Origin of the sequence: Bradyrhizobium sp. BR2003 (genome assembly GCF_009720285.1) — a bacterium.
Taxonomy (GTDB): domain Bacteria; phylum Pseudomonadota; class Alphaproteobacteria; order Rhizobiales; family Xanthobacteraceae; genus Bradyrhizobium; species Bradyrhizobium elkanii.
The window spans coordinates 176464-200380 of the sequence record NZ_SMYJ01000040.1 but is presented as its reverse complement, the minus strand read 5'-3'; the positions used below and the strand labels follow the sequence as shown (position 1 = coordinate 200380).

The 23917-nt window shown below is 65.7% G+C and carries 15 protein-coding genes; 9 read left to right on the top strand and 6 right to left on the bottom strand.

All coding sequences use genetic code 11. The features are described 5' to 3' along the window. Positions 1-27 precede the first annotated feature (27 nt). The 6 genes from E2I15_RS33620 (at position 28) to E2I15_RS33595 (ending at position 6579) form a co-directional block, all read left to right on the top strand. Entirely contained in the window at positions 28-1203 is a 1176-nt protein-coding gene (locus E2I15_RS33620; RefSeq protein ID WP_246668404.1) for an ABC transporter substrate-binding protein, read from the top strand. Positions 1204-1261: 58 nt separating this feature from the next. Further along, on the top strand, positions 1262-2395 hold the full coding sequence (locus E2I15_RS33615) for an NADH:flavin oxidoreductase/NADH oxidase (protein WP_137483211.1): 1134 nt from the start codon (positions 1262-1264) through the stop codon (positions 2393-2395). After that, positions 2329-3249: an IclR family transcriptional regulator gene (locus E2I15_RS33610; protein WP_349629430.1), complete on the top strand. Its 921-nt coding sequence runs from the start codon at positions 2329-2331 to the stop codon at positions 3247-3249. The genes E2I15_RS33615 and E2I15_RS33610 overlap by 67 nt, the downstream gene beginning before the upstream one ends. A gap of 230 nt (positions 3250-3479) precedes the next feature. Further along, positions 3480-4547, top strand: a complete 1068-nt coding sequence (locus E2I15_RS33605) for an acyl-CoA dehydrogenase family protein (protein WP_137483209.1) — start codon at positions 3480-3482, stop codon at positions 4545-4547. Between the two features lie 30 nt (positions 4548-4577). Then, positions 4578-5738, top strand: a complete 1161-nt coding sequence (locus E2I15_RS33600) for an acyl-CoA dehydrogenase family protein (RefSeq protein WP_018269158.1) — start codon at positions 4578-4580, stop codon at positions 5736-5738. A 40-nt stretch (positions 5739-5778) separates the two neighbouring features. Beyond that, on the top strand, positions 5779-6579 hold the full coding sequence (locus E2I15_RS33595) for an enoyl-CoA hydratase/isomerase family protein (RefSeq protein WP_137483208.1): 801 nt from the start codon (positions 5779-5781) through the stop codon (positions 6577-6579). Between the two features lie 168 nt (positions 6580-6747). Here the strand turns inward: E2I15_RS33595 and E2I15_RS33590 are convergent, their stop codons facing one another. The 5 genes from E2I15_RS33590 to E2I15_RS39745 all read right to left on the bottom strand — a co-directional run bounded on the left by E2I15_RS33590 (position 6748) and on the right by E2I15_RS39745 (position 19585). Next, positions 6748-8859 (bottom strand): acetate--CoA ligase family protein, encoded by a 2112-nt coding sequence (locus E2I15_RS33590; protein ID WP_137483207.1) that lies wholly within the window; start codon positions 8857-8859, stop codon positions 6748-6750. A 176-nt stretch (positions 8860-9035) separates the two neighbouring features. Then, entirely contained in the window at positions 9036-9791 is a 756-nt protein-coding gene (locus E2I15_RS33585; protein ID WP_137483206.1) for a VOC family protein, read from the bottom strand. A gap of 3 nt (positions 9792-9794) precedes the next feature. Next, on the bottom strand, positions 9795-10589 hold the full coding sequence (locus E2I15_RS33580; protein WP_137483205.1) for an enoyl-CoA hydratase: 795 nt from the start codon (positions 10587-10589) through the stop codon (positions 9795-9797). A 147-nt stretch (positions 10590-10736) separates the two neighbouring features. After that, positions 10737-11942: an ABC transporter substrate-binding protein gene (locus tag E2I15_RS33575; protein WP_092083161.1), complete on the bottom strand. Its 1206-nt coding sequence runs from the start codon at positions 11940-11942 to the stop codon at positions 10737-10739. Between the two features lie 158 nt (positions 11943-12100). Further along, positions 12101-19585 carry an Ig-like domain-containing protein gene (locus E2I15_RS39745; RefSeq protein ID WP_170991782.1) on the bottom strand — a complete coding sequence of 2495 codons (7485 nt, stop codon included), beginning with the start codon at positions 19583-19585 and terminating at the stop codon, positions 12101-12103. Between the two features lie 483 nt (positions 19586-20068). Between E2I15_RS39745 and E2I15_RS33560 the strand changes: the two genes are divergently transcribed. Both E2I15_RS33560 and E2I15_RS33555 read left to right on the top strand, forming a co-directional pair. Further along, positions 20069-20812, top strand: a complete 744-nt coding sequence (locus tag E2I15_RS33560) for a thermonuclease family protein (protein ID WP_246668403.1) — start codon at positions 20069-20071, stop codon at positions 20810-20812. A gap of 72 nt (positions 20813-20884) precedes the next feature. Continuing rightward, the gene (locus E2I15_RS33555) at positions 20885-22378 is read left to right on the top strand and encodes a M48 family metalloprotease (RefSeq protein WP_137483204.1); all 1494 of its coding nucleotides are present in this window, start codon (positions 20885-20887) and stop codon (positions 22376-22378) included. A 62-nt stretch (positions 22379-22440) separates the two neighbouring features. Here the strand turns inward: E2I15_RS33555 and E2I15_RS33550 are convergent, their stop codons facing one another. Then, the gene (locus E2I15_RS33550; protein WP_137483203.1) at positions 22441-22842 is read right to left on the bottom strand and encodes a c-type cytochrome; all 402 of its coding nucleotides are present in this window, start codon (positions 22840-22842) and stop codon (positions 22441-22443) included. Positions 22843-23034: 192 nt separating this feature from the next. On the opposite strand from E2I15_RS33550, the gene E2I15_RS33545 reads away from it, so the two are divergent. Beyond that, complete coding sequence (locus E2I15_RS33545) at positions 23035-23844, top strand: transporter (RefSeq protein ID WP_137483202.1); 810 nt, start codon at positions 23035-23037, stop codon at positions 23842-23844. Positions 23845-23917: the final 73 nt, after the last annotated feature.

Genomic DNA, 23917 nt, shown 5'->3' with positions numbered 1-23917 from the left:
TACGGATGGATCGCCGCGAGCGCCGCAATGCTCTCAGTCGCCTTCGCCGCGCCATCCCACGCGCAGATTTCCGACGACGCGGTGAAGATCGGCGTGCTGACCGATCAGGCCGGCCTTTACGCCGACGCCGCCGGCCCCGGCGCGGTCGAAGCGGTCCGGATGGCGATCGCGGATTTCGGCGGCAAGGTTTCGGGCAAGCCGATCGCGATGGTCGATGCCGACCATCAGAACAAGGCGGATGTCGGCGCCGGCATCGCGCGGCGCTGGTATGAGCAGGAGAATGTCGACGTCATCGTCGACTTCGCCAATTCCGCCGTCGCCTTCGCCGTGCTCGAACTCACCAAGCAGAAGAACAAGGCGATGCTGGTGTCGTCGGCCGGCTCCTCCGACCTGACCGGCAAGGGCTGCTCGGCGAATTCGGTGCAGTGGACCTACAACACCTATGCGCTCGCCAACAGCACGGTTCGGGCGCTGGCCAAATCGGGGGCCAAGAGCTGGTACTTCGTCACGGTCGACTACGCCTTCGGCCATGCGCTGCGCAACGACGCAGCCAGGACCGTGGAGAAGGTCGGCGGCAGCATCGCCGGCGAGGTGCGCCATCCGCTCAACAGCATGGATTTCTCGTCCTATCTGCTGCAGGCCCAGAGCTCGAAGGCCGATGTGATCGCCTTTGCCAACACCGGCGGCGACCTCGCCAACTCGATCCGGCAGGCGCAGGAATTCGGGATGGCGCACACGCAAAAGCTCGCAGCCTTCCTGATGCAGACCAGCGACATCCACGCGATCGGCTTGCAGGCCGCCCAGGGGCTGCAGCTCGCGACCGCCTTCTATTGGGATCTCGACGACAAGACCCGCGACTTTGCCGCGCGCTTCATGGCCAGGACCAAGAAGCGGCCGACTATGGTGCAGGCCGGTCTCTACTCCGCGGTCATAAATTATCTCAAGGCGGTCGAGAAGTCCGGCACCGACGACGGCCCCAAGGTGATCGCGCAGATGAAGGACATGCCGATCGACGATTTCTTCGCCCGCAACGCATTCCTGCGTGCGGATGGCCAGCTGATCCACGACATGTATCTCGTGCAGGTGAAATCACCGGCGGAATCCAAGGGCGCGTGGGATTACGAGAAGCTGGTTCAGGTAATCCCCGGCAAGGAGGCGTTCGCGACGCCCGAGGAGAGCGCCTGTCCGCTGCTGAAGAAGTGATTGCGCGCACGAATCCACACATCGCAGGCAAGAAACCACAAGCAAGGCTGGAGATCGCATGACCGAACTGCCGCTGCTCTTTACCCCGCTGCAACTGCGCGACCTCGAACTGAAGAACCGGATCATGGTCTCGCCGATGGCGACCTATTCGGCGCAGGAGGGGCGCGCCACCGATTGGCACACCGCGCATATCGGCAAGCTCGCCGCCGGCGGCGCCGGCCTCGTGTTCGTCGAGCAGAGCTCGGTGAACACCCAGGGGCGCATCACCCATGGCTGCCTCGGCATCTGGGATGATACGCACATCGCGGACCACGCCGCCCTCGCCGTGCTGATCCATAGCTTCAACGCCAAGGCCGCGATCCAGATCGCCCATGGCGGCCGCAAGGGCTCCTCGCAGCGACCGTGGGAAGGCGGCAATCCGCTCGGCGAGGCCGACATCAAGGCGCGCGGCGAAGGCCCGTGGCAGATCGCGGCCTCGAGCGGCATTCCCTTCGACGACGGCTGGCCCGCGCCGCAGATGCTGACGTCAGAACAGATCGATGCCCTGGTAGACGACTATCGCCAGGCGTTTCGCCGTGCCAGGGCGGCCGGTTACGACGTCATCGAGCTGCACTGCGCGCACGGCTATCTGATGCACTCGTTCCTGTCGCCTCTGGCGAACAACCGCAACGACGACTATGGCGGGTCGCGCGAGAACCGCATGCGCCTGCCGCTGCGGATCGCTGCGATCATGCGCGAGGAATGGCCGGACCATCTGCCGGCCTTCGTCCGCATCTCGTCGGTCGACGGCGTCGACATCGGCTGGTCGATCGAGGACTCGATCGCGTTTGCGACCGAGCTGAAGGCGATCGGGATCGACATGGTGGACTGCTCGTCGGGCGGCATGAAGCTGCCGCGCGGCAATTCGCTGGTGTCGCGCACCCCGGGCTTCCAGGTGCCGTTCGCCGCGCGCGTCCAGAAGGAAGTCGGCATGCCGACGGTGGCGGTCGGGCTGATCCGCGAACCGGACTACGCCGAAGCCATTTTGCGGGACGGCAAGGCGACGCTTATTGCGCTCGGCCGCGAACTGCTGTGGAATCCGAACTGGCCCGCGCAGACGGCACTTGCGCTCGGATGCGATCCCGAGTGGACGAGCTGGCCCGAGCAATATGGCTGGTGGCTGAAGCGGCGGGTGGCGCAGCAGGGACGATAGCGATGCCGGTGGCGAAGAAGGATGCAGCGAAGGCCGGCGCGGCCGCCGGCCCGCGGACTTTCGACCGCCCCGATTTCCCCGGCGATACCTCGCGCGACCTGCCGAAGATGGACAATGCGGTCAAATCGGCGCGGCGCGTGTTCGATGTGCTCGAATTCTTCGAGGAGCACCAGCGCGCCGCTTCCGCGATCGAGGTCGCGGCCGCCCTCAAGTTCCCGCAGTCCAGCACCTCGGCGTTGATGCGAACGATGACGGCGTTCGGCTATCTCCACTATGACACCAGCCGCCGCACCTATATCCCGACGCCGCGGATCTCGATGCTGGGGCACTGGCTGAGCCCGGCGCTGTTCACGAAAGGGCGCCTGGTCAATCTGATGAACGAGCTCTCCGAGAGGACCGGCGAGACCATCATGCTCGCGGTGCGCAACGGGCTCAGCGCGCAGTATGTCCATATCATTCAGGCCAAGCTGCCGATGCGGCTGTATGTCAAGGCCGGAACGCTGCGGCCGCTGGCGCGATCGGCATCGGGTTACGCGCTGCTATCGGCCTATCCGGACAAGGAGGTGCGCCGCCTGGTGCGCCTGATCAACGCCAACGAGACCCGGCCCGACCGGCAGGTCGACATCAAGGCGCTGCTGCTGGAGCTGAAGAAGGTCCGCGCCAAGGGGCACGCCTTCTCGCTCGGCCTGGTCACGCCGGGCGCGGGCGCCGTCGCCATGAACCTGCCGCCATCAGCGGAATCGAACGAACCGCTGGTGCTGTGCGTCGCCGGATTGAACGACGCGCTGGTCACCCAGGAGACCGAGTTCGCCGACCTGATGCGGAACGCGATCGAGTTTCATCTGGCGGACTGAACAGATGTCGCTGGCCGATCCGCTCCCGCGCGGGGCATGCAAACAGGGACCATCGAAAGTTCACAATGCGGAATTCGTGCGCCATGTCCGGCTTCATGCCATCCGCGCAAGTGGCCCTGCGGGCAGCGCTTGTCACGGCTATGGCTTTTCCCCATCATTGAGCGCAAGACAACATCGCAAGCAGGGCATGGCCGAACGGTCAGCCCGAGCCAATCAACACGAGGAACGCTGTGGCGGAGAGTGAGAACATCGTCGCCGAGACCGCGGAAAAGATTTTCGCCGATCTCGCGGATGCCCAAACCATCAATCACGACAAGCAGGGCGCGTGGAAGGCGCCGCTGTGGCAGGCGCTGACCGAAGCCGGCCTGCCGCTGTCCTGGGTGCCCGACGATCTCGGCGGTTCCGGTGCCAGTCTCGCGGAAGGGTTTAGCGTCCTCAACGTCGCCGGGCGGCATGCGATCGCTGTTCCGCTGGCCGAAACAATGCTGGCCGGCTGGCTGCTGACGCAAGGCAAGATCGCCTCCCCCGAAGGCGAGATGACCGTGCTGCCGGCAAGCCCGAAGGACCGCGTCACGCTCAACGCCGACGGCAGCCTCTCCGGCCGTGCCCGCGGCGTGCCGTTTGCCAAGGACGCAAAACATTTCGCGGTGCTGGCTGTTGGCGATGGCGGGGTGTCGATTGCGCTGGTCGATGCCGCGAAGGGCCGGATCGAATCCGGCATCGGGCTCGGCGGCGATCACAACGACACCGTCACGCTCGACAAGGTGCAGGCGGTCACGACCAGGCCGGCGCCGAAGGGTTTTGATCAGACCACGCTGATGCTGATGGGCGGCGTGGTGCGCAGCCTGCAGATCGCCGGCGCGCTGGAAGCGATGCTCGACATCTCCGTGCGCTACTCCAACGAGCGCGTCGCCTTCGAGAAGAAGATCTCGAAATTCCAGGCGGTGCAGCACAACCTCGCCCGCCTCGCCGGCGAAAACGCCGCCGCGCTGGCCGCCGCGACCTCGGCAGCCGACACCATCGTCAACGCCAAGTCGCTCGATACCGACGCGGTGTTCCTCGAAGCGGCCTCGGCAAAAATCCGTTGCTCGGAAGCGGCCGAGAAAGGCAGCGGCATCGCGCACCAGGTGCATGGCGCGATCGGCTTCACCATCGAGCACATCCTGCACCGCTATTCGCTGCGGGCCCTGGCCTGGCGCGACGATTTTGGCTCGGAGAGCTACTGGGCGGTCGAGCTCGGCAAGCTCGTCGCCAATCGTGGCGCCGATGAATTGTGGCCGCTGGTGGCTTCGCGCTGAGATCAGGCAGAAAGATCAGGACTGGACATCATGACTGCAGCCCTTCGTTTCGATCCGATCCGCCTGCCGGAAAAGTGCGAGCAGCTCCGCAAGGAGGTGCGCGCCTTCCTTGCCGAGGAAATCGCCGCCGGCACTTTCGATCCCCACGCGCCGAACCGCGAGGACAATGACGCGCCGGAATTCTCCCGCCGCGTCGGCGCCAAGGGCTGGCTCGGCATGACCTGGCCGAAGAAATATGGCGGCCAGGAACGTTCGTTCCTCGAGCGCTATGTGGTGACCGAGGAGATGCGGGTGGCGAACGCGCCGACCCGGCGCTTCTTCGTCGCCGACCGCCAGAGCGGGCCGGTGCTTTTGAAATACGCGCCCGAGCACATCAAGATGGACATCCTGCCGCGGATCTGCCGCGGCGAGGTCTGCTTCGCGATCGGCATGAGCGAGCCGAACTCCGGCTCCGACCTGTTCGCGGCGAAGACCCGCGCGACCAAGACCGATGGCGGCTATCTGATCAACGGCACCAAGATCTGGACCTCGTCGGCGCACATCGCAGACTACATGATCGCGATCTTCCGCACCTCGCCGCCGACCAAGGAAAACCGCCGCCACGGCCTGACCCAGTTCCTGGTCAAGATGAAGCAGCCCGGCATCCAGGTGAATCCGATCGGCCAGATCACCGGCCAGTTCGAGTTCAACGAGGTCGTGTTCACCGACTACTTCGTGCCCGACGATCACGTGCTGGGCGAGGTCGACGGCGCCTGGAAGCAGGCGACGTCGGAGCTCGCCTATGAGCGGTCCGGCCCCGAGCGCTTTCTCGAGACTTACTACGTGCTCACCGAGCTCGTGCGCGCGGTCGGCAAGAACCCGGACACCCGCAGCGCCGAGGGCATCGGACGCCTGGTGGCACAGGTCCACACCATGCGCCGCATGTCGGTGTCGGTCGCGGGCATGCTGCAGGCCGGCAAGGAGCCGGTGGTCGAAGCCTCGATCGTCAAGGACATCGGCACGGTGTGGGAGCAGCAGCTGCCGCATCGCGTGCGCGATCTCGCCGCCTTCGTCGAGGAGACCGCGACCAACCGCGAGACGCTGGAAAAGCAGCTCGATTTCGCCATCAAGACCGCGCCCAAGCTGACGATCCAGGGCGGCACGACCGAAGTGCTGCGCGGCATCATCGCCCGCGGACTTGGTCTGCGCTAGCCGCGCGGGCTCGCCTTCGCTAATTCAACGAGGACAGATCATGACCAAGTACACTGATATCGGCGTCGAAACCCACGGCCATGTCGGCCTGATCGAAATCCGAAAACCGCCGCTGAACTTCTTCGACGTCGCGCTGATCAACCAGATCGCCGACGCGCTGGAGGAGTTCGACAACAATATCGAGATCCGCGCCTCGGTGCTGGCGGCGCAAGGCAAGGCGTTCTGCGCCGGCGCCAATTTCGGCGATCCGGCCCGCCAGGAGCAGGAGGAGCGCGCCAAGAGCGATCCGGCTTCCAACCTGCCGATCAACCATCTCTACGTTCAGGCGGTGCGCATCTTCCGCAACAAGAAGGCGATCGTCGCGGCGATCCATGGCGCCGCGATCGGCGGCGGCCTCGGCCTTGCCGTCTCCGCCGACTTCCGCGTCGCCTGCCCCGAAGCGCGCTTCTCGGCCAATTTCACCAAGCTCGGCTTCCACCCCGGCTTCGGCCTGACCACGACGCTGCCGGAGCTGATCGGCAAGAACAATGCCGAGCTGATGTTCTACACCAGCCGCCGTGTCACCGGCGAAGAAGCCTATCGCTGGGGCCTCGCCAATGTGCTGGTGCCGCAGGACCAGGTGCGGGCGGAAGCCATGAAGCTCGCGCAGGAGATCGCCGAATGCTCGCCGCTCGGCCTGGTCTCGACCCGCGCCACTATGCGCGCCGGCCTCGCCGACCGCGTGCTCGCCGCCACCAACCACGAGCTCGCCGAGCAGACCAAGCTGCGCGCGACCGAAGACTTCAAGGAAGGCGTCAAGGCCACCGCCGAGCGCCGCGTCGCCAACTTCAAGGGGCGGTAGCCGCGAGCACTGATCTCTCAACGCGTCGTCCCGGCGAAAAGCCGGAACCCATACGCCGCGGCCCACGGAAAGGGCACAAGCGGCGTCGGCTTCTCTCACAACTGACTTCGGTGGTTATGGGTCCCGGCCCCCGTGCGCAATTGCGCACTAGGCCGGGACGACACCGAGTTATTTTGGCACCACCAGCGCGTCGACGACCGTGACGCCCTGTCCCTCGGGATGCACCAGCACGGGATTAACCTCGATCTCGGCGATCTCGCTTGCGTGCTGCGCCGCCAGCACCGAAATCTGCGAGATCAACCGCGCCAGTGCCGCGACATCGGCCTTCGGCGCGCCGCGGAAGCCGTGCAGCAGCGGCGCGGCCTTCAGCGTCTCCAGCATCATGGCCGCTTCAGCCGCGCTCACCGGCGCGGGGCGATAGACCACGTCCTTGAACAGTTCGGTGGTGATGCCGCCGAGCCCCACCATCACCATCGGCCCGAAGGTCGCATCCGTCATGGTGCCGACGATGATCTCGACACCCTTCCTGGCCATCGGCCCGACCAGCACGCCCTGGATTTCAGCGCCCGGCCGCTGCTTCTGCACTGACTCCAGCATGTCGCGGTAGGCCGTGAACGCCGCGCCCTTGGCGGCGATGTTGACGCGGACACCGCCGACCTCGCTCTTGTGTGCGATCGCGGGCGACTGGATCTTCATGACCAGTGGAAATCCGGCGCGCTCGATCGCAGCATCAAGCCCGTCGCGGTCGGTCACCAGCACCTCGTCGGGCAACGCGATGCCGGCCGCGCGCAATAGTGCCTTGCTGTCATATTCCGACAACGTCTTCGATTTGAGATGCATGGAGAGATCGTGCGTCGGCGACGCTGATGCCGCGATCTCCGGCGCGGGCTTGAAGGCGGCATAGTCCGCCAGCCGCCGCATCGCGACGCCGACATGGGTCAGCCCCGAGAGCACCACCACGCCCGACTTGGCCAGCTCCTGCCGCGCAAACTGCGACGGCAGCGTGTAGGAATAGAACACCACCGGTTTGTGCTGCGCCGCGATCACCGGCTTCAGCTCGGCTTCCTTGAACGGCATCCGCGTCTCGCTCGACAGCGACAGCACGACCAGCGTTGCGTCCACTTCGTCAGATGTGTCGAACAGCTCGATGCTCTTCTGCAACCCGCCGGAGGAGACGCCCTGCGCGGTCACGTCGACCGGATTGCCCGCCGCGCCATAGGACGGCATCCATTGCTTGATCTGGTTCTGGATCGCGGCCGATAGCTCCGGCACCCGCAGCCCTTGCATCGAGACGGTATCGGCGCCCCAGATGCCGGCGCCGCCGGACACCGTCAGCACCGCGACGCGATCGCCCTTCGGCAGCGGGTTGGTGGTCAACACGGCAGCAATCGTTACGGCCTCGTCGAGATCGTTGGAGACGATGAAGCCGTATTTCGCGAACACCGCGTCATAGGCCGCCGACCAGCCCGCCATGCTCGCGGTGTGCGAGGCCGCCGCGCGCTCGCCGGCGCCGGAGCGGCCCACTTTGGTTACGATGACGGGCTTCCTGAGCGCTGCCGCGCGCTTTGCCGCCGCCAGGAACTTGTCCACGTCGCGGATACCCTCGATGAACAGCAGGATCACGTCGGTCGAGGCATCCTGCACCATGTAGTCGAGGAACTCGCCGGCGCCGAGATCGCTCTCATTGCCGGCGCTGACGACATAGCTGAGCGCGACCCCGAGCGCCTTGGCGCGATGATAGATCGCAAAGCCGATGCCGCCGCTCTGCGCGACAATGCCGATCCGCCGCTTGCCGGCGACCAGATCAGGCGCATCCGGCTTGACGTCGACGGTCGGGCTGAAGGTCGCGGCGACCTTCTGCGCCTGACTGTAAAACCCTTCGGCATTGGGACCTGAGATTCGCATCCCGGTCCGCTTCGCCAGCGCCACGATCGCGTCCTGCATATCAGCGCTGTCGCCGCCCTCCTCGGCAAAGCCGGACGAGATGATGACCGCGTTCTTCACGCCGGCGGCCGCGCACTGCTCCAGCGCCGGCAGCACCGCACGGGCGGGAATGACGATAACGGCGAGATCGATCGGCGCGCCGATCTCGGCGACCGATTTGAAGCACTTCAAGCCGTCGATCTCGTCATAGTTCGGATTGATCGGATAAAGCTGGCCCGGATAGCCGTTCTTGCGCAGCATCGCGAGCAACCGCCCGGGAATCTTCTCGTGATCGCGCGAGGCGCCGATGAGAGCGATGCTTTCTGGAGCGAAGAAGGTATCGAGCGGATGCGGCATAGGGGCATTCCAATTGTTCTTGTTGCGCCGATGATATTAAGTTGTCTTTGCTCGCTCAATCCTCCCCGTCATCCTGAGGAGCCGCGTAGCCCGGATGCAGCGAAGCGCAATCCGGGGCGGTCTGTCCGCGAAGAGCGTGGGTCCCGGATCTCGCTTCGCTGCATCCGGGCTACACGTCACACCACTGGCTTGAACGTCACGCCGCAGAGCAGGAACTCGTCGCCCTTCACCGCACAGCCTCTGGCTTTCGCGGCTTCCAGCACCTTCGCCTTGTCGACGACCTTGAACGTCAAGCCGCTCATGATCTCGCTGTCGCCCTTGACGAAGCGGAAGGTGCTGTTCGGCAGCTTCACCACGGCACCATCAGCGGGAATGCCGACAATCCTGCCCCAATGCGCCGCCAACGCCTCGGGCTCGGGGCTCTGCATCTCGACCTCGGTCAGCGCCAAGGTCGTGTCCTTGCGGATCGACTTCTGCCAGTCCGGGCCGGCCGGCGGATACGGCCCCAGGATGTCGTCGCTGCCGTCGGTGTGGTTGAACTCGATGAAGGCAGCGCGGCAGTCGCGCGGGTGCAGTTGCACGCCGTGATACGGCGCGTGCGTGATCACGTTGGCGGTGCGCACGCCCATCGCATTCGCCTTGGCACCGCGCGCGTCGGGATCCTCGCAGACGAAGATCGCCATATAACCGCCGCGGCCGCCGGTCTTCTCGATGAAGCGGCCGGCCGCGGTGCCCGGCCCCGGCTGGAACGGAGCGACGACTTCGAGCAGGATGGTATCGACCGGCAGCAGCGCATTCTCGAGGCCGTATTTCGCGACATTGCCGTCGCGATAGCAGACGTCGAGGCCCATGATCGCGGAGATGTCCGCGATCACAGACGCAAGCTGCGGCGCCACCAGGCAGATCTGCCGCAACCGCATGTACTCGGCCATGGTCTACTGCCCCTGGAAGGTGGGCTTGCGCTTCTCGACGAAGGCCTTGGCCGCTTCCTTGTGGTCGGTGGTCTCGCCGGCACGCGTGTGGTGGATCGCCTCGCCGTCGAAGCAGGCCTCCAGCGTCATGGTCTCGGCATTGTTGATGTTGCGCTTGATGTAGCCGAGCGCCACCGACGGGCCCTGCGCCAGCGAGCGCGCCAGTTCCAGCGTCTCGGCCTCGACATCGGCATCGGGCACCACCTTGGAGATCATGCCGAGGTTGTAGGCCTCCTGCGCCGACAGCACCGGCGACATCATGTAGAGCTCGCGCGCCTTCGCGCTGCCGAGCATCTTGGTCAGGAAATAGGTGCCGCCGTAATCGCCGGAGAAGCCGACCTTGGCGAAGGCGGTTGTGATCTTGCAGGAGGCGCTGGCAACGCGCAGGTCGCAGGACAGCGCGATCGAGAGCCCGGCGCCGGCCGCCGCGCCGTCAAGCTGCGCCACCACCGGCTTCGGCATCTGGTGCAGGATGCGCGAAACCTCCATGCCGCGGCGCAGATTGGCCATCTTGGCCTCGAACGGCAGCGGTGCGCGCCCTTCCGCCATCGACTTGACGTCGCCGCCGACGCAGAAAGTGCCGCCGGCGCCCCGGAGCAGCACGGCACGCACCTCGGTATCGTCCTGCGCGCGCCGCGCCGCCTCGACGAGGCCGCGCGTCATGTCGGGATTGAGCGCATTGCGCCGATCGGGGCGGTTCATGGTGATGGTGAGCAGGCCCTTGTCGAGGGATTGGAGGACCATCTGATTATCGCTCATGGCGTTTTGCCTTTCGTTGTTGTTTTGAATTCGTCATTCCGGAGCGATGCAACGCATCGAACCCGGAATCTCGGGATTCCCCGATGCACATGCACACTGCGCATCCGTGGTCTGGTCCTTCGGACCATCCCGGAATGACGCTTCGCGTCACTTCTTCACCAGCGGGCAGCGCGACTCCGACAGCGGCTGGAAGGCCTGGTCGCCCGGCACGGTCGCCACCAGCTTGTAGTCGTCCCAGCGGCCTTTCGATTCCGACGGCTTCTTGACCTCGAACAAATACATGTCGTGCACCATACGGCCGTCCTCGCGGATCTTGCCGTTCTTGGTGAACATGTCGTTGATCGGGGTCTCCTTCATCACCTTCATGACGGCGGCCGCATCGGTAGTGCCGGCGGCCTTCACCGCCTTGAGATAGTGCGTCACCGAGGAATAGACGCCGGCCTGTGCCGAAGTCGGCACCCGCTTGGTACGTTCCATGAAGCGCTTCGTGAAGGCGCGGCTGTCGTCGTTGAGATCCCAGTAGAAGGCTTCCGCCAGCAACAGGCCCTGCGCGGTATCGAGCCCGACGCTGTCGATGTCGGTGACGAAGGCCAATAGCGGCGACAGCTTCTGACCGCTCTTGGTGAGGCCGAATTCCGCCGCCTGCTTGATCGCGTTGATGGTATCGCCGCCGGCATTGGCAAGGCCGATCACCTTGGCCTTCGAGGCCTGCGCCTGCAGCAGGAAGGACGAGAAGTCAGAGGTGTTGATCGGATGCCGCACGCTGCCGAGCACCTTGCCGCCCGACTTCACCACGACATTGCTGGTATCCTTTTCCAGGTCCTGGCCGAACGCGTAGTCCGCGGTGAGGAAGAACCAGGTATCGAGACCGGATTTCACCGCGGCGAGGCCGGTCACGTTGGCCTGCGCGAAGGTGTCGAACACATAGTGCACGGTATAGGGGCCGCAGGCCTCGTTGGACAGGCGGATCGAGCCCGGACCGTTGAACATGATGATCTTGTTGCGCGCCTTGGCGATCTCGGCAGCGGCGAGCGCGGTCGCGGATGCCGCGACGTCGAAGATCATCTCGACGCCCTGGTTGTCGATCATGTCGCGGGCGATGTTGGCGGAGAGGTCTGCCTTGTTGAGATGGTCGCCGACCACGATCTCGACCTTGCGGCCGAGCACCTCGCCGCCGAAATCCTCCACCGCCATCTTGGCTGCGGTTTCGCTGCCCGAGCCGGTGATGTCGGCATAGAGGCTCGACATATCGAGGATGCCGCCGAGCTTCAGCGGAGGCTTGTCCTGCGCCAGCGACGCATTCGCCGAGATCGCAAACGCACAGGCCAACACGCCGGCCAAAACTCGTCTCATTCCAATCCTCCCTTGCAGCGCGGACCTCGTTCCATCAGGTCCGTTTCGAGGGCCGGATCATGCCGCATGGCCTGCACTGCAGCAAGCCGCAGCGGCAGCAATCTGTTTTCCGCTAAGCGGAATGAAGCGCCGCGCCGGAGCTTCCGGCCGCGCTGCGATCAGAGATGAAAGTCGGGAACGGTCTGATGAGGCGTTCCCGCCGGCAGGCCGAGGAACAGGTACTGCATGCCATAATGTCCGGCGAATGCCGACGCCGTTGCATCCATGATGATGCGGCCGCCCAGATCCAGATGCAATTCCGGCCGGGTAACGGCGCCGAGCGTGTAGGCCGGCACGATGGTCTCGTTGATGTGCAGGGCGTCGAAGACGGCGGACACCGCCGAAAGCGAGGCCGCATTGCCGGCCAGGTCGACGACATCGGCGCCGTTGGCGGCGAAGCCGGTCACCGCCAGCGAGTCGGCGCGATCGGTCGACGACACGATGTGATCGAACACCAGCTTCGAGGAATCGCCGAGCAGCGCCGTTGCCGCGGCGTCGTAGATTGCGGTGCCGCCATCGTTCAGCATCAGGCTCGACGTACCGCCATTGACGTACACCGCCTCGTTGAAGCCGACCGTCAGTTGCACCAGCGAACCCGGCGCCGCGACGCCGCCGGAGGGCGTCGCCGTGATCCCGGTAAGATGAGGCGCCGTGGTGTCGAGGGTGAAGGTCAGGCTTGACGACGCGCTGACATTGCCGGCAGCGTCGACCTCCTGCACCGTGACGGAATGCACGCCGTCGGTCGTAAAGACCGGCGCGGTCGTCGAGAAGCTCGACGCGCCGTCGGCCTTGTAGCGCAGCGTGTCGGCCGCATCGAACTTGGTGTAATCGATCAGCGGATTGCTGGTGATGTGGTCGGCGCTGGAGACGCCGGTGTCCCGGTGCAGCATTAGCGTCGGCGCCGATGGCGCCTTGGTGTCGCCGGTGAAGCTGACCGCGTTGCTTGCTCCGCCGGCATTGCCGGCGATGTCGGTGTAGCTCGCCCCCGCAACCGAAAGGTTAGCCGACAGATGGTCGGTGACATCGGCCGTAAAGGTCGCGGTGTAGATATCGTGGCCCGCGCCATTGACGCCGACATGGACAGTGACGTCGCCGAGTCCGAAACCGGCGACCGCCTCGGAAAAGGTGAACGTCATCAGCGCGGCGTCGCCGGCGTGCAGCAGGGTGTGATCGGCCACCACCGATACCGTCGGCGGATGCGTGTCGCCACCGATCGTCGCGGTATTGCTCGCCGCGCCGGTGTTGCCTGATACGTCGGCATAGCTTGCAGCGGTGACCCGGATCGAGCCCGCCACGACGTCGTTGATATCGGGCGTGAAGGTCGCGGTGTAGACGTCCTGGCCCGAACCATTGAGCCCGACATGGACCAGGTTGGTCACCGTGCCGCCGGCGACGACGGTATCGCTGAGCGCAAAGGCCGCGACCGCTTCGGAGAAGGTGAAGGTGACAACCGAAGTCTGGCCCGAAAGCACCGTGCTCGGGCTCGCGGCAACCGACACCGTCGGCGCCCTGGTATCGCCAGTGAAACTGATGGTGCCGCTCGCCGCGCCGGTATTGCCGGCAATATCGGTATAGCTCGAGGCGGTGACCTGCACCGAGCCGACTTCAGTGTTGCTTTCATCCGGCGTGAAAACTGCCGTGTAGACGTCCTGGCCCGATGCGTTGACTCCGACATGGACCAGGTTGCCCAACGCCCCGCCATGCACAGTGAAGTCACCGAGCGCGAAGCTCGCGATTCGTTCGGAGAAAGTGAACGTCACCAGCGCGGTCTGGCCCGCCAGCAGCGCGTTACGGTCAGCCGCGATCAACACCGTCGGCGCCAGCGTATCGCCGCCGATCGTCGCGGTGTTGCTAGCCGCGCCGGCATTGCCGGCCACATCGCCGTAACCGGACGCATTCACCTTCACCGAGCCGGCCTCGGTGTCGCTGACATCGGGCGTGAAGGTCGCGGTGTAGACGTCCTGGCCGGCGCCGCTGAGCCCGACATGCAGGAGATTGCTCAGCGCGCCGCCATGGACGGTGGCGCTGGCCAGCGTGAAGCCCGCGACGGCTTCCGAGAAGGTGAAGGTCGCGACCGAGAGATCGCCGGCCAGCACCGTGTCCGGATTGAGCGTGACGGAGACTGTCGGCGCCAGCGTGTCACCGGTGAAGTTGATGACGTTGCCGGCGGCACCGGCGTTGCCGGCCGTATCGCTATAGCTCGATGCATTGACCTGCACCGAGCCAGCCTCGGCATTGGTGACGTCGGGCGTGAACGTCGCGGTGTAGATGTCCTGGCCGGCGCCGTTGACGCCGACATGGACAAGGCTGCCCAGCACGCCGCCGCTGACGCTGACGTCGCCGAGCGCGAAGCCCGCGACGGCCTCGGAGAAGGTGAAGGTCACGACCGCGGTCTGACCGGCGAGCAGTGTGCCGTGGTCAGCGGAAACCGACACGGTCGGCGCCTTGGTGTCGCCGCTGAAGCTGATCGTGTTGCTCGACGTGCCAGAATTGCCGGCGACGTCGCTATAGCTTGACGCGTTGACCTGCACCGAACCTGCCTCGGTGTTGGTCACGTCGGGCGTGAAGGTCGCGGTGTAGACGTCATGGCCGGCGCCATCGACGCCGACATGGAGAAGGTTACCGAGCGTCCCGCCCTGGACGGTGACATCACCCAATCCAAAGCCGCTGACGGCCTCGGAGAAGGTGAACGTGACAACCGCGCTATCGCCGGCAACCAGCGTGGTGTGATCGGCGGAGACCGCCACCGTCGGCGCCTTGGTATCGCCGGTGAAGGCGATCGTGTTGCTGGCCGCGCCGGCGTTTCCAGCGCTGTCGGTATAGCCTGACGCGTTGACCTGCACCGAGCCCGCCTCGGAATTGGTCACATCGGGCGTGAAGGTCGCCGTGTAGACGTCCTGGTGCGCGGCGTTGACGCCGACATGCACGAGGTCGCTCAGCGCGCCGCCGCTCACCGTCGTGTCCGTCAGCGCGAAGCCGGTGACCGCCTCGGAAAAGGTGAAGGTGACGGTCGAGGTCTGCCCGGCCAGCAGCGCGGTCGAGCTCGCCGCAACCGACACGGTCGACGCGATCGCGTCGATCACGAGATGCAGGTCGGTCGCCGCATGGGTCACGTCAGCGTCCTGGCCGCCGGGATCCCTGATCGTGCCGCCGTTGAGCGAGAGGCTCTGCACCTGCAGATCGGGCGTGCTGTCGCCGTCCTGCACCGTGTAGCTGAACACCAGCGCCTGCGAGCCGCTGCCGCTGAGATAGGTCGCGGCCTTGCCGTCGTTGAGCAGCAACTCGGGCGCGCCGGTCACGCTCACCGTGTTGCTGAAATTGACAGTGATGGTGACGACCTTGCCGGCGTTCAGCGTCGTGAGGTGATCAGTGGTGTCAGCCGTGACCGAGGCGACGCTTGCCTGCGACCGGATTTCCAGATGCGGCGTCGCCGAGCCATCGGAACCAAGAAGCAGCGAGCCGGCCGAGGCGCCGGCGCCAAAACTCAGGTTCAGCGAGGCGAGCGTCGTGCCGCTGCCGTTCTTCACCAGCAAGACGCCGTTCGCATAGGACAGCGTCGCCGTGGCGTCATAGCCGATGTTGCCAAAGTCGATGGTATCGCCGCCGGCAAAGCCGGCGATCGAGGTGCTGAACGAGGTGCCGGAGAATGCCGCGGCATCGAGCACGAGCTTCTCGGTGCTGCCGTCGGTGAACGCAATCGCGCCGGTTCCCGCCGCACCATTCGCCGCGAGCTCGAGAATCGAGCCCTTGATGACGGTACCGCCCGAATAGGTGTTCTGTGCCGACAGCACCAGCCGTCCGCCGCCGGTCACCTCGACGTCGCCCGGCGTCGCGCCGTCGGAAATGACGCCGCTCTGGGTCACGGTCTCGCCGGCCGCGACATTGAAGACCGGATCGCCCGCGACGGTGATCTTGTGGGTCTGCGTGAAACCGTCGGTAAAGCTGATGCCGGTTCCGTCGCCGAGCTTCAGGATGCTGGTCAGCGCGCCGAGATTGACGTTGGCAGAGATCGACACCCTCGTCCCGGCGCCGCTGACGGTGGTGTTGCCGGTGTAGCTATTGTTGCCGCCGAGGATGACGGTGCCGCCGCTGATCACGAGGCCGCCGATGCCCGCATTGGCGCCGGTGCCGCCACTGCCGCTCTGGTCGGCGAGGTCGTTGGCGACAGCCAGCGTCTGGCCGCTGCCAGGTGCAAAGCTGAGAGTGTTGTTGCCCTGAATGAAGATGCCGGAGCCGATGCCCGAGCCGCTGGCCTGGCCGATGCCATTGGTGCCGCCAGCGACGGCATTGAAGCCGGAATCGTTGGAGAGCGAGCCGCCCTTGATGGTCAGCGAGCCGCCTTGTTGAACGAAGACGGTACCGCCTGCACCGAGACCGCCACCGCCGCCCGGCGCGCCGTTGCCATTGGTGCCGCCATTGCCGCCACCGAAGCCGCCCATCGCGCCGATGCCACCGCCGCCGCCGAAACCACCATTGCCGCCGTAGCCACCGCCGCCGCCGAAGCCACCATTGCCGCCCGCGCCGCCGCCACCGCCGTAACCGCCGTTGCCGCCGTCCAGCGAGTTTCCGCCGCCGATACCGCCGCCAGCTCCGTTCGCACGAGTGCCGAGGCCGACGTACCCTCCGGCTGCGCCGCCACCGCCATTGGCGCCGCCGATGCCGCCCGCGTCGTAGTTATGAATGTACCCGTTCATGTACGGGAAGTCGTAACCGTAGCTGCCTCGGCCGGCCGAGGCGGCGCCGAGGACAATGCCGCCAGCACCGTTGGAATATGCGTCATTGTCCGGAGCCGTCGCTCCAAGGCCGATGCCGCCGCCGCCGCTGCTTCCACCGCGGCCACCCATCCCGCCGCCACCGCCGAGGCCGTAGGTGTAGGCAGGATTTCCACTCCCGCCAGGACCGCCATTGCCGCCGATTGCCGCACTGTTGTGGAACACGACGTTGTCGATCGTCGCGCTGCCGTTCGCGGAGATGAACAGGGCGCCGCCAAGCCCGGCGCCGCCGCCACCGCCACCACGGCTGACGCCGCCACCCACCGCCACCGTGTTCTGGACGGTCAGGTTCTCGAGGTTGACGTTGCCGGCATAGACGAAGAACCCGCGCTGTGCGTTGAGACCGTCGATCGTATGGGTGCCGCCGTGACCGTCGCTGCCGTTGATCGTGACGCTCGACCCGCTCAGCAGATTGAACGCGTACAGCTCCGAGGTCAGGCTGAAGTTGGCGGTGATGTTGATCGTGTAGTTGGCGTTCTGCGCGGCGTTCTGCCCGCCGGAATCCATCTGCTGGATAGCAGCATTGAGCTCGGCGACGCTGGAGACGTTGAACACGCGCGTCGAGACGATCTGCACGATCGTGCCGCCATTCGAATCCTGCGTCAGCTGGAAGCGGGTGCCGCCATCGAGCCCGGTCACGGTCAGTGTGTCGGTCGTGGTGCCGTTCGAGATCGAGAGCGTGTTGCCGGACAGGCTGACGGTGTTGAGCGACGGATTCTGGGTGTTGTACGTCAACCCGGTGAGATCGATCTTCTGGCCGGGATTGAAGTTCGAGATGCTGTTGGTGAACGCGTTGCCAGTCAACGCGGCGTTGTCGATCTTCAGCGTGCCGCCAAGCCCTGTTGTGAAGGAGATATTGCCGGTACCGGCGGCGCCATAGGTCGTGAGCCAGGCGGTGCCGGAATAGATCGTCGTGCTGCCATAGCTATTGGCATGACTGAGCACGAAGGCGCCGCCGCCGTCGATACCGAGATTGCCGCCGCCACTGATCAGGGCCGTGTCGGTGACGGTCGCGCCGGTCCCGACCGCAACAACGGAATTGCCGCCGACCACGATCGCGTCGTCGAAAATTCCGCCGGTCGTCAACCCGAGGTGCGCGCCACTCAGGTTGAGCGTCCCGGTCAGGCCTGCGAGCTGGCCAAGTCCGAGCTGCAACGTGCCGGCGCCGGACAGCGTGAAGGTGCCGGAGCCGCTGATCGCGCCGGTGTCGATGATGGTACCGGACGAAATATCGAAAGTGCCGCCATTGGCGGTGACCTGAATGTCGTGCGTGAAGGTGTAGCCGCCGGTCGTGGTCAGCGCGCCGCCGTTGAGGATCAGCGCGCCGGCCGAGCCGCCGATATTGTTGTCGGCCGTGATCGAGACGATGTTGCCGCCGTCGATCTGGGTGCCGCCGTCATAGCTGTTGGCGCCGGTCAACGTCAGCGTGCCACCGCCGGAGACTTGCAGCTTTCCGCTCGTGCCGGTGCCGCTGATGCCCTTTTCATCCACGATGGTGTCGGCGATCGTGAGCGTGGTGACGGTCTGCAGGCCCTGGAAGACCGTGGAAACGGTGTGCGTCGGGGTGACGACCATCGTCCCCTGGATGAAGATATCGCCATAGGCGGACCCGTTGCCTGCGCCGTTGGCGCCGGTGCCGCCGATCTCGGTCGCGCCCGACAGGGTGCCACCAATGACAGTGAGCTTGCCGCCCTGCTGAACGAAGATGTCGCCGCCGGCGCCGAGGCCGCCGCCACCGCCGCCCGCGAGCGAACCGCTGCCGGCGCCGAATCCGCCGCTGCCCGGCGTGCCGTTCGAACCGCCGCCGCCACCGCCGAAGCCGCCATTGCCGCCGGTGTGCGCGTATCCGCTTCCGTTGCCGGAGCCGCCACCACCGCCGGCGAAACCGCCATTGCCGCCGCCGAAAATGCCGCCACCGCCACCGCCGCCCATGCCGCCGGCGCCGCCATAGCCGATGACGTTGCCCGAAGGGCCGCCGCCGACCGAATTGGCGCCACCGATGCCGCCGCCGCCACCACCGACACCGCCACCGCCACCGCCGCCGCTCGCACCGCCACTTGCATGCGCGCCGTAGCCGATGCCGCCGTAATTGTCGGCGCCCTGTCCACCGCCGGCCGCACCTTCGATCGTCGCGGGCGTGCCTCCCGCGTTGTTCGCGCCGGTCGAGGGGTGCTGGCTGTCGGAGCCGGCCTCGCTGTAACCGTTCGCGCCATTGCCGTGATAGCCGTAGTAGTCCTGGCCGCCGAAGCCGCCGCCACCACCGCCGCCACCATTGCCGCTGCCGCCGTCGGCGCCGATGCCGCCGCCACCACCGCCGCCGCCGGCCGGATCGACCGCGCCGCCATTGCCGCCCTTGGCGGTGTTGTTGCCGAAATTGACATTGTTGAGCGTGACGTCGGCGTTCTGTCCGACGAACAGGCCGCCGCCGAGGCCTGCACCGCCGCCGCCACCGCCGACCCCGCCATTGCCGCCGCTTGCGACCGCATTGATGATGGTGAGGTTCTTGAACGTCACCGTGCCTGAGGTGACGACAAAGCCTTGATAGCCGCGCGCGTCGATGACGTCGCTGTAGTCCTGACCGCCGAGCTGATTGTTGTAGTCGGAGTTGCCGTCGAAGGTCAGCGTCGAGCCGTTCATCAGATTGATGGCCGGCAAATCGTCCAGCAATTGCAGCGTGCGCGCGCCGGACGAGAGCGAGAAGTTGATGACGTAATCGGTGTTGGCCGACGCTAGCCCGCCACCGACGCTGATCGCCGAGATCGCGTTGTAGAGCTGGAGATAATCGTGGAGCGGATCGCTGGTCGTCAGCGTCAGAACAACGGGATTCGACACAAGGACCTCGGCAATATGCGTGAGCGACCGCAATCGGTCGCCGTTTCAAACAATTGCCGAATAGTTACCTTGTGCCGCAAGTCATTGGCAACAATAACGAATTCTCATTCCGCGCACGGAGTTGAGATGCTGAATGTGTAAGCTTGACGCGTGTGAGAGCCGCTCGACGCGCGATCGGACGGCAATTTTCGTCACGACAAGGGGGCGGTGAAGACGAGTTCGTCTCGCGACAGGCACGCATTGATGTGAAAAACGAATTTCGCCTGTGCACGCGATGAGAAGCGCCGCAGAAAAATTGTCCACCGAATCAATGATGGCGCCCCTCGATGCGATCTCGCTTCGCTTGTGGTGGCTCCGAAGCGATCTTTCCGTCAGACTGTCCTTGTTGGCGACCACGCTCCGAACGGAGCGCGCCGGAGTGACGAGTGCCGCATGACGCCTCCACGCGATAGAGCATGGCGTCGCCGTCCGCGGGCGGTGATAATGACAGCATGCGCCCTCGCGATCGGCACGTGCATCGGACGCGCCGAAGCGGCTGGCTGCAATTTCGAGATTCAGGGCGAGGGTCGCGTCGCAGCTGTCGTCGATGCGCGCAGCCTTCGGCTCGACGACGGCCGCGAGGTCAAGCTCGCCGGTATTGAGGTGGCCGACAAGACGAAAGCCACGGCAGCGCTGACGGCGCTTTTGGTCGGCCGCGAGGTGACGCTGCGCGGACAGGACGACACGCCGGACCGCTACGGCCGGCAGCCGGCCTACGCATTCCTCGCAGGTCACGAGATCCCCGTGCAAAGCGAGTTGCTGCGCCAGGGCCTCGCGCTGGTGTCGTCCGAGACCGCCGACAAGGACTGCGTCACGGCGCTGATGGCGGCCGAGGCCGAGGCAAGGGCCGCCCGATCGGGAACCTGGGCCGAGGCCACGGTCATAAAAAACGCCGAAAGTTCCGCCGATATTTTGGCTGGGATCGGGCGTTTTACAGTGGTCGAGGGCAGGGTTTTGTCCGTGCGCCAGGCGGGCGCGACGACCTACCTGAATTTCGGTCGAAACTGGACTCAGGACTTTGCTGCGACTATTTCAAGGCGCATAGTCCCTGCGTTCGAGGCGGCCGGGCTTGCGCCCAAGTCTCTGGAAAATCGTAAGATTCGTGTACGAGGCTGGGTGGAAGCACGACGTGGGCCGCGAATCGAACTGCTCCGGGTGGGGCAGCTTGAAGTGCTCGGCGGGAACTAGGGCCCAGGGGACTCAAGAAACCCGGGGGCCCCTGCCCCGGTCTTTTTGCGGGACAATTTGTGAGTTTTTGACGTGATTGAGCGCGCAGGACGGCGTGAAGATGGGACTGGCCGCCGCCTTTCGGCTGCGCCGGCGCTCGTTTGCGCTGCCCTGACGCTGTCGGCCTGCGGCAATGTCGGCCGGTTCGAGCAGCCCACGCCGACGGCAGCGGCGGCGCCGGTAAAGCCGAACCGCGTGGTGCAGCAGACGCCCACGAGCGAGCGCGAGCATGAGCGCATCCTGTCGTCCTATGGCGGCGCCTATGACGACCCGAAGCTCGAGGCCCTGATCAGCAAGACCGTCGAGCGGCTGGTCGCCGCCTCCGAACGGCCCGACCAGGCCTACAAGGTCACGATCCTCAATTCCGGCGCGGTCAACGCCTTCGCGCTGCCGACCGGCCAGCTCTATGTCACGCGCGGCCTGATTGCGCTCGCCAGCGACACCTCCGAGCTCTCGTCGGTGCTGAGCCACGAGATGGCGCATGTGCTGGCCAAGCACGCGGCGATGCGCGAGGACCAGGCCCGCCAGGCGGCGGTGGTGACGCGCGTCGTCACCGACATGAGCACCGATCCCGATCTCACCGCGCTGGCGCTCGCCAAGACCAAGCTGACGATGGCGAGCTTCTCGCGCCAGCAGGAGTTCGAGGCCGACGGCATCGGCGTCGGGATCGCCGCCCGCGCGCATTTCGATCCCTACGGCGCGGCGCGCTTCCTGACCGCGATGGAGCGCAATGCGGCGCTCAAGATCGGCAAGACCGCGCTCGATCCGCGCGCGCAGGACTTCACCTCGTCGCATCCGGCGACGCCCGAGCGCATCAACAACGCGCAGACCACCGCACGGCAATACTCGTCGCCCGAGAGCAACGAGCGCGACCGCGAGACCTATCTCGCCGCGATCGACAACATCGTCTATGGCGAGGATCCCAGCGAAGGCTTCGTGCGCGGCCGCCGCTTCCTGCATCCCAAGCTCGGCTTCACCTTCACCGCACCCGACAATTTCACGCTCGACAACACCGCGCAGGCGGTGATCGGCGTGCGCGAGGGCGGCAGCCAGGCGATGCGCTTCGACGTGGTGCGGGTGCCGGCCGAGCAGTCGCTCGGCGACTACCTGAACTCGGGCTGGATGGAAGGTGTCGAGAAGTCCTCGACCGAGGACCTCAACATCAACGGCTTTCCGGCGGCGTCGGCCACCGCGCATGGCGACCAGTGGCAGTTCAAGGTCTACGCGCTGCGCTTCGGCAGCGACGTCTACCGCTTCATCTTCGCCGCCAAGCAGAAGTCCACCGAGAGCGAGCGCAACGCGCGCGAGACCGTCAATTCGTTCCGCCGCCTCACGCTCGACGAGATCCAGGCCGCGCGGCCGCTGCGCATCAAGGTCATCAACGTGCAGCCCGGCGACACCGTGGAATCGCTGTCGCACCGGATGTCCGGCGTCGATCACCCGGCCGAGCGCTTCCGCGTGCTCAACGGCCTCGACGCCCATGCCCAGGTGAAGCCGCGCGACCGCGTTAAGATCGTGGTGGATTGAGGCCGTGCACGCACCCTGGTCCCGGCGAACGCCGCGACCCATAACCACCGTTATCGATTGATCTACTTCGCCTTCTCCTTGAGGAAGGCAATGATGTCGGCGCGATCCTTCGGATCCTGAACCTCGTAGAACATCTTGGTGCCTGGAACCATGGCGTCCGGACCGGTGAGCCATTTGTCGAGATTCTCCTCGGTCCACACGATCTTCGAATTCTTCAGCGCCGGCGAGTAGTTGTAGCCCGCGACCGAGCCGGCAAGCCGGCCCACCACGCCCCTGTGCATCGGGCCGACGTCGTTCTTCTCGATCGAATGGCAATCGCCGCAGCCCTGGTACAGCGTCGCGCCGCGCGCCGCATCTCCCGCGGCACGGGCGCTGTTTAGGGCGAGCAGAATCGCGATGGCCGCCATCGCGGCAATTCTGGCTTGCCGCGGCGCCAGCACGCCTGCGATCGAATGAATGGTCATTCCCGGGGGCCTCCTGTTTGCCACCACAACAGGAGCAGCCATGCTGCCATTCTATTCCCTGAAATGCGGTGCGCTTCGCGCGGCCGGCGCCTGACGAAGATTTTTGAGCCAACCGGGAATATCCCCGCGCGCCGCCGATCTCTATCGAAGCTGCCACCTCCGCAGCGGCGCCGGGCTATTGGAGCATCCCCAGTGTTTCAGAATCGGTTCGGCGCCGTCGCTCGACTTGCCGAACTCGGGTGCGTGCTTGCTGCGCTCACACTCGCAGCAGCCACCGCCGCGCGCGCGGACGGTTGTCCCAAGCCGAGCGACGAAATCGCGACCGACCGGCCCGACGTCACCAATTCGAGTGTCGTCGTGCCGGTCGGGAGCCTGCAGAACGAGAACGGCATCAACCTGACCGGCCGGAGCAGTGGTCGCAGCGTCGACGGCAGCAACAGCCGCTGGCGGCTCGGCGTCGCGCCCTGCTTCGAAGTACTGATCGACTTGCCGAGCTATGTTGGCACCGTGAAGTCGCCCGGCGCCTCGGGCTTTTCCGACGTCGCGCCCGGGATCAAATGGCAGATCAGCCCGCGGCCGGGGAAGCTCGACCTCTCGATCACGGCCGGCGTCGCGCTGCCGACGGGCGCGGCCGAAATCGCCGGGCGCGGCGCTCAGCCCTATCTCCAATTGCCGTGGTCATGGGAGCTGCATGACGGCTGGGGCGTCAGCGGCATGTTCACGGAATTCTTCCGCCCTGCCGAACCGACCGGCCGGCACATGTCGGAAGCGACCTTCGTGATCGAGAAGAAGCTGACCGAGCGGATCAGCGTGTTCACCGAATATGTCGGCGACTATCCCGACGGCGCACGGCCGACCCAGCTCATCAACTCCGGCGGCCTGTACCAGATCACGCCGACCCAGCAGGTCGATTTCCACATCGCGTTCGAGCTCAACCGCAACTCGCCGAACTACATCGTCGGCCTGGGCTATTCGTTCCGCGTCGACGGATTGTTTCGCTAGCGCAAGATTCGTAGCCCGGATGTAGCGCAGCGCAATCCGGGGCAGAGCTATTGAACTGCACCCCTGATGTGAG

What these genes read in the sequence shown, in the direction of transcription:
- E2I15_RS33560 (WP_246668403.1), top strand. Translation starts at nt 20,069, where the DNA reads ATGACAGCATGCGCCCTCGCGATCGGCACGTGCATCGGACGCGCCGAA.
- E2I15_RS33615 (WP_137483211.1), top strand. Translation starts at nt 1,262, where the DNA reads ATGACCGAACTGCCGCTGCTCTTTACCCCGCTGCAACTGCGCGACCTC.
- E2I15_RS33595 (WP_137483208.1), top strand. Translation starts at nt 5,779, where the DNA reads ATGACCAAGTACACTGATATCGGCGTCGAAACCCACGGCCATGTCGGC.
- E2I15_RS33620 (WP_246668404.1), top strand. Translation starts at nt 28, where the DNA reads ATGCTCTCAGTCGCCTTCGCCGCGCCATCCCACGCGCAGATTTCCGAC.
- E2I15_RS33550 (WP_137483203.1), bottom strand. Translation starts at nt 22,842, where the DNA reads ATGACCATTCATTCGATCGCAGGCGTGCTGGCGCCGCGGCAAGCCAGA.
- E2I15_RS33580 (WP_137483205.1), bottom strand. Translation starts at nt 10,589, where the DNA reads ATGAGCGATAATCAGATGGTCCTCCAATCCCTCGACAAGGGCCTGCTC.
- E2I15_RS33600 (WP_018269158.1), top strand. Translation starts at nt 4,578, where the DNA reads ATGACTGCAGCCCTTCGTTTCGATCCGATCCGCCTGCCGGAAAAGTGC.
- E2I15_RS33575 (WP_092083161.1), bottom strand. Translation starts at nt 11,942, where the DNA reads ATGAGACGAGTTTTGGCCGGCGTGTTGGCCTGTGCGTTTGCGATCTCG.
- E2I15_RS33585 (WP_137483206.1), bottom strand. Translation starts at nt 9,791, where the DNA reads ATGGCCGAGTACATGCGGTTGCGGCAGATCTGCCTGGTGGCGCCGCAG.
- E2I15_RS33590 (WP_137483207.1), bottom strand. Translation starts at nt 8,859, where the DNA reads ATGCCGCATCCGCTCGATACCTTCTTCGCTCCAGAAAGCATCGCTCTC.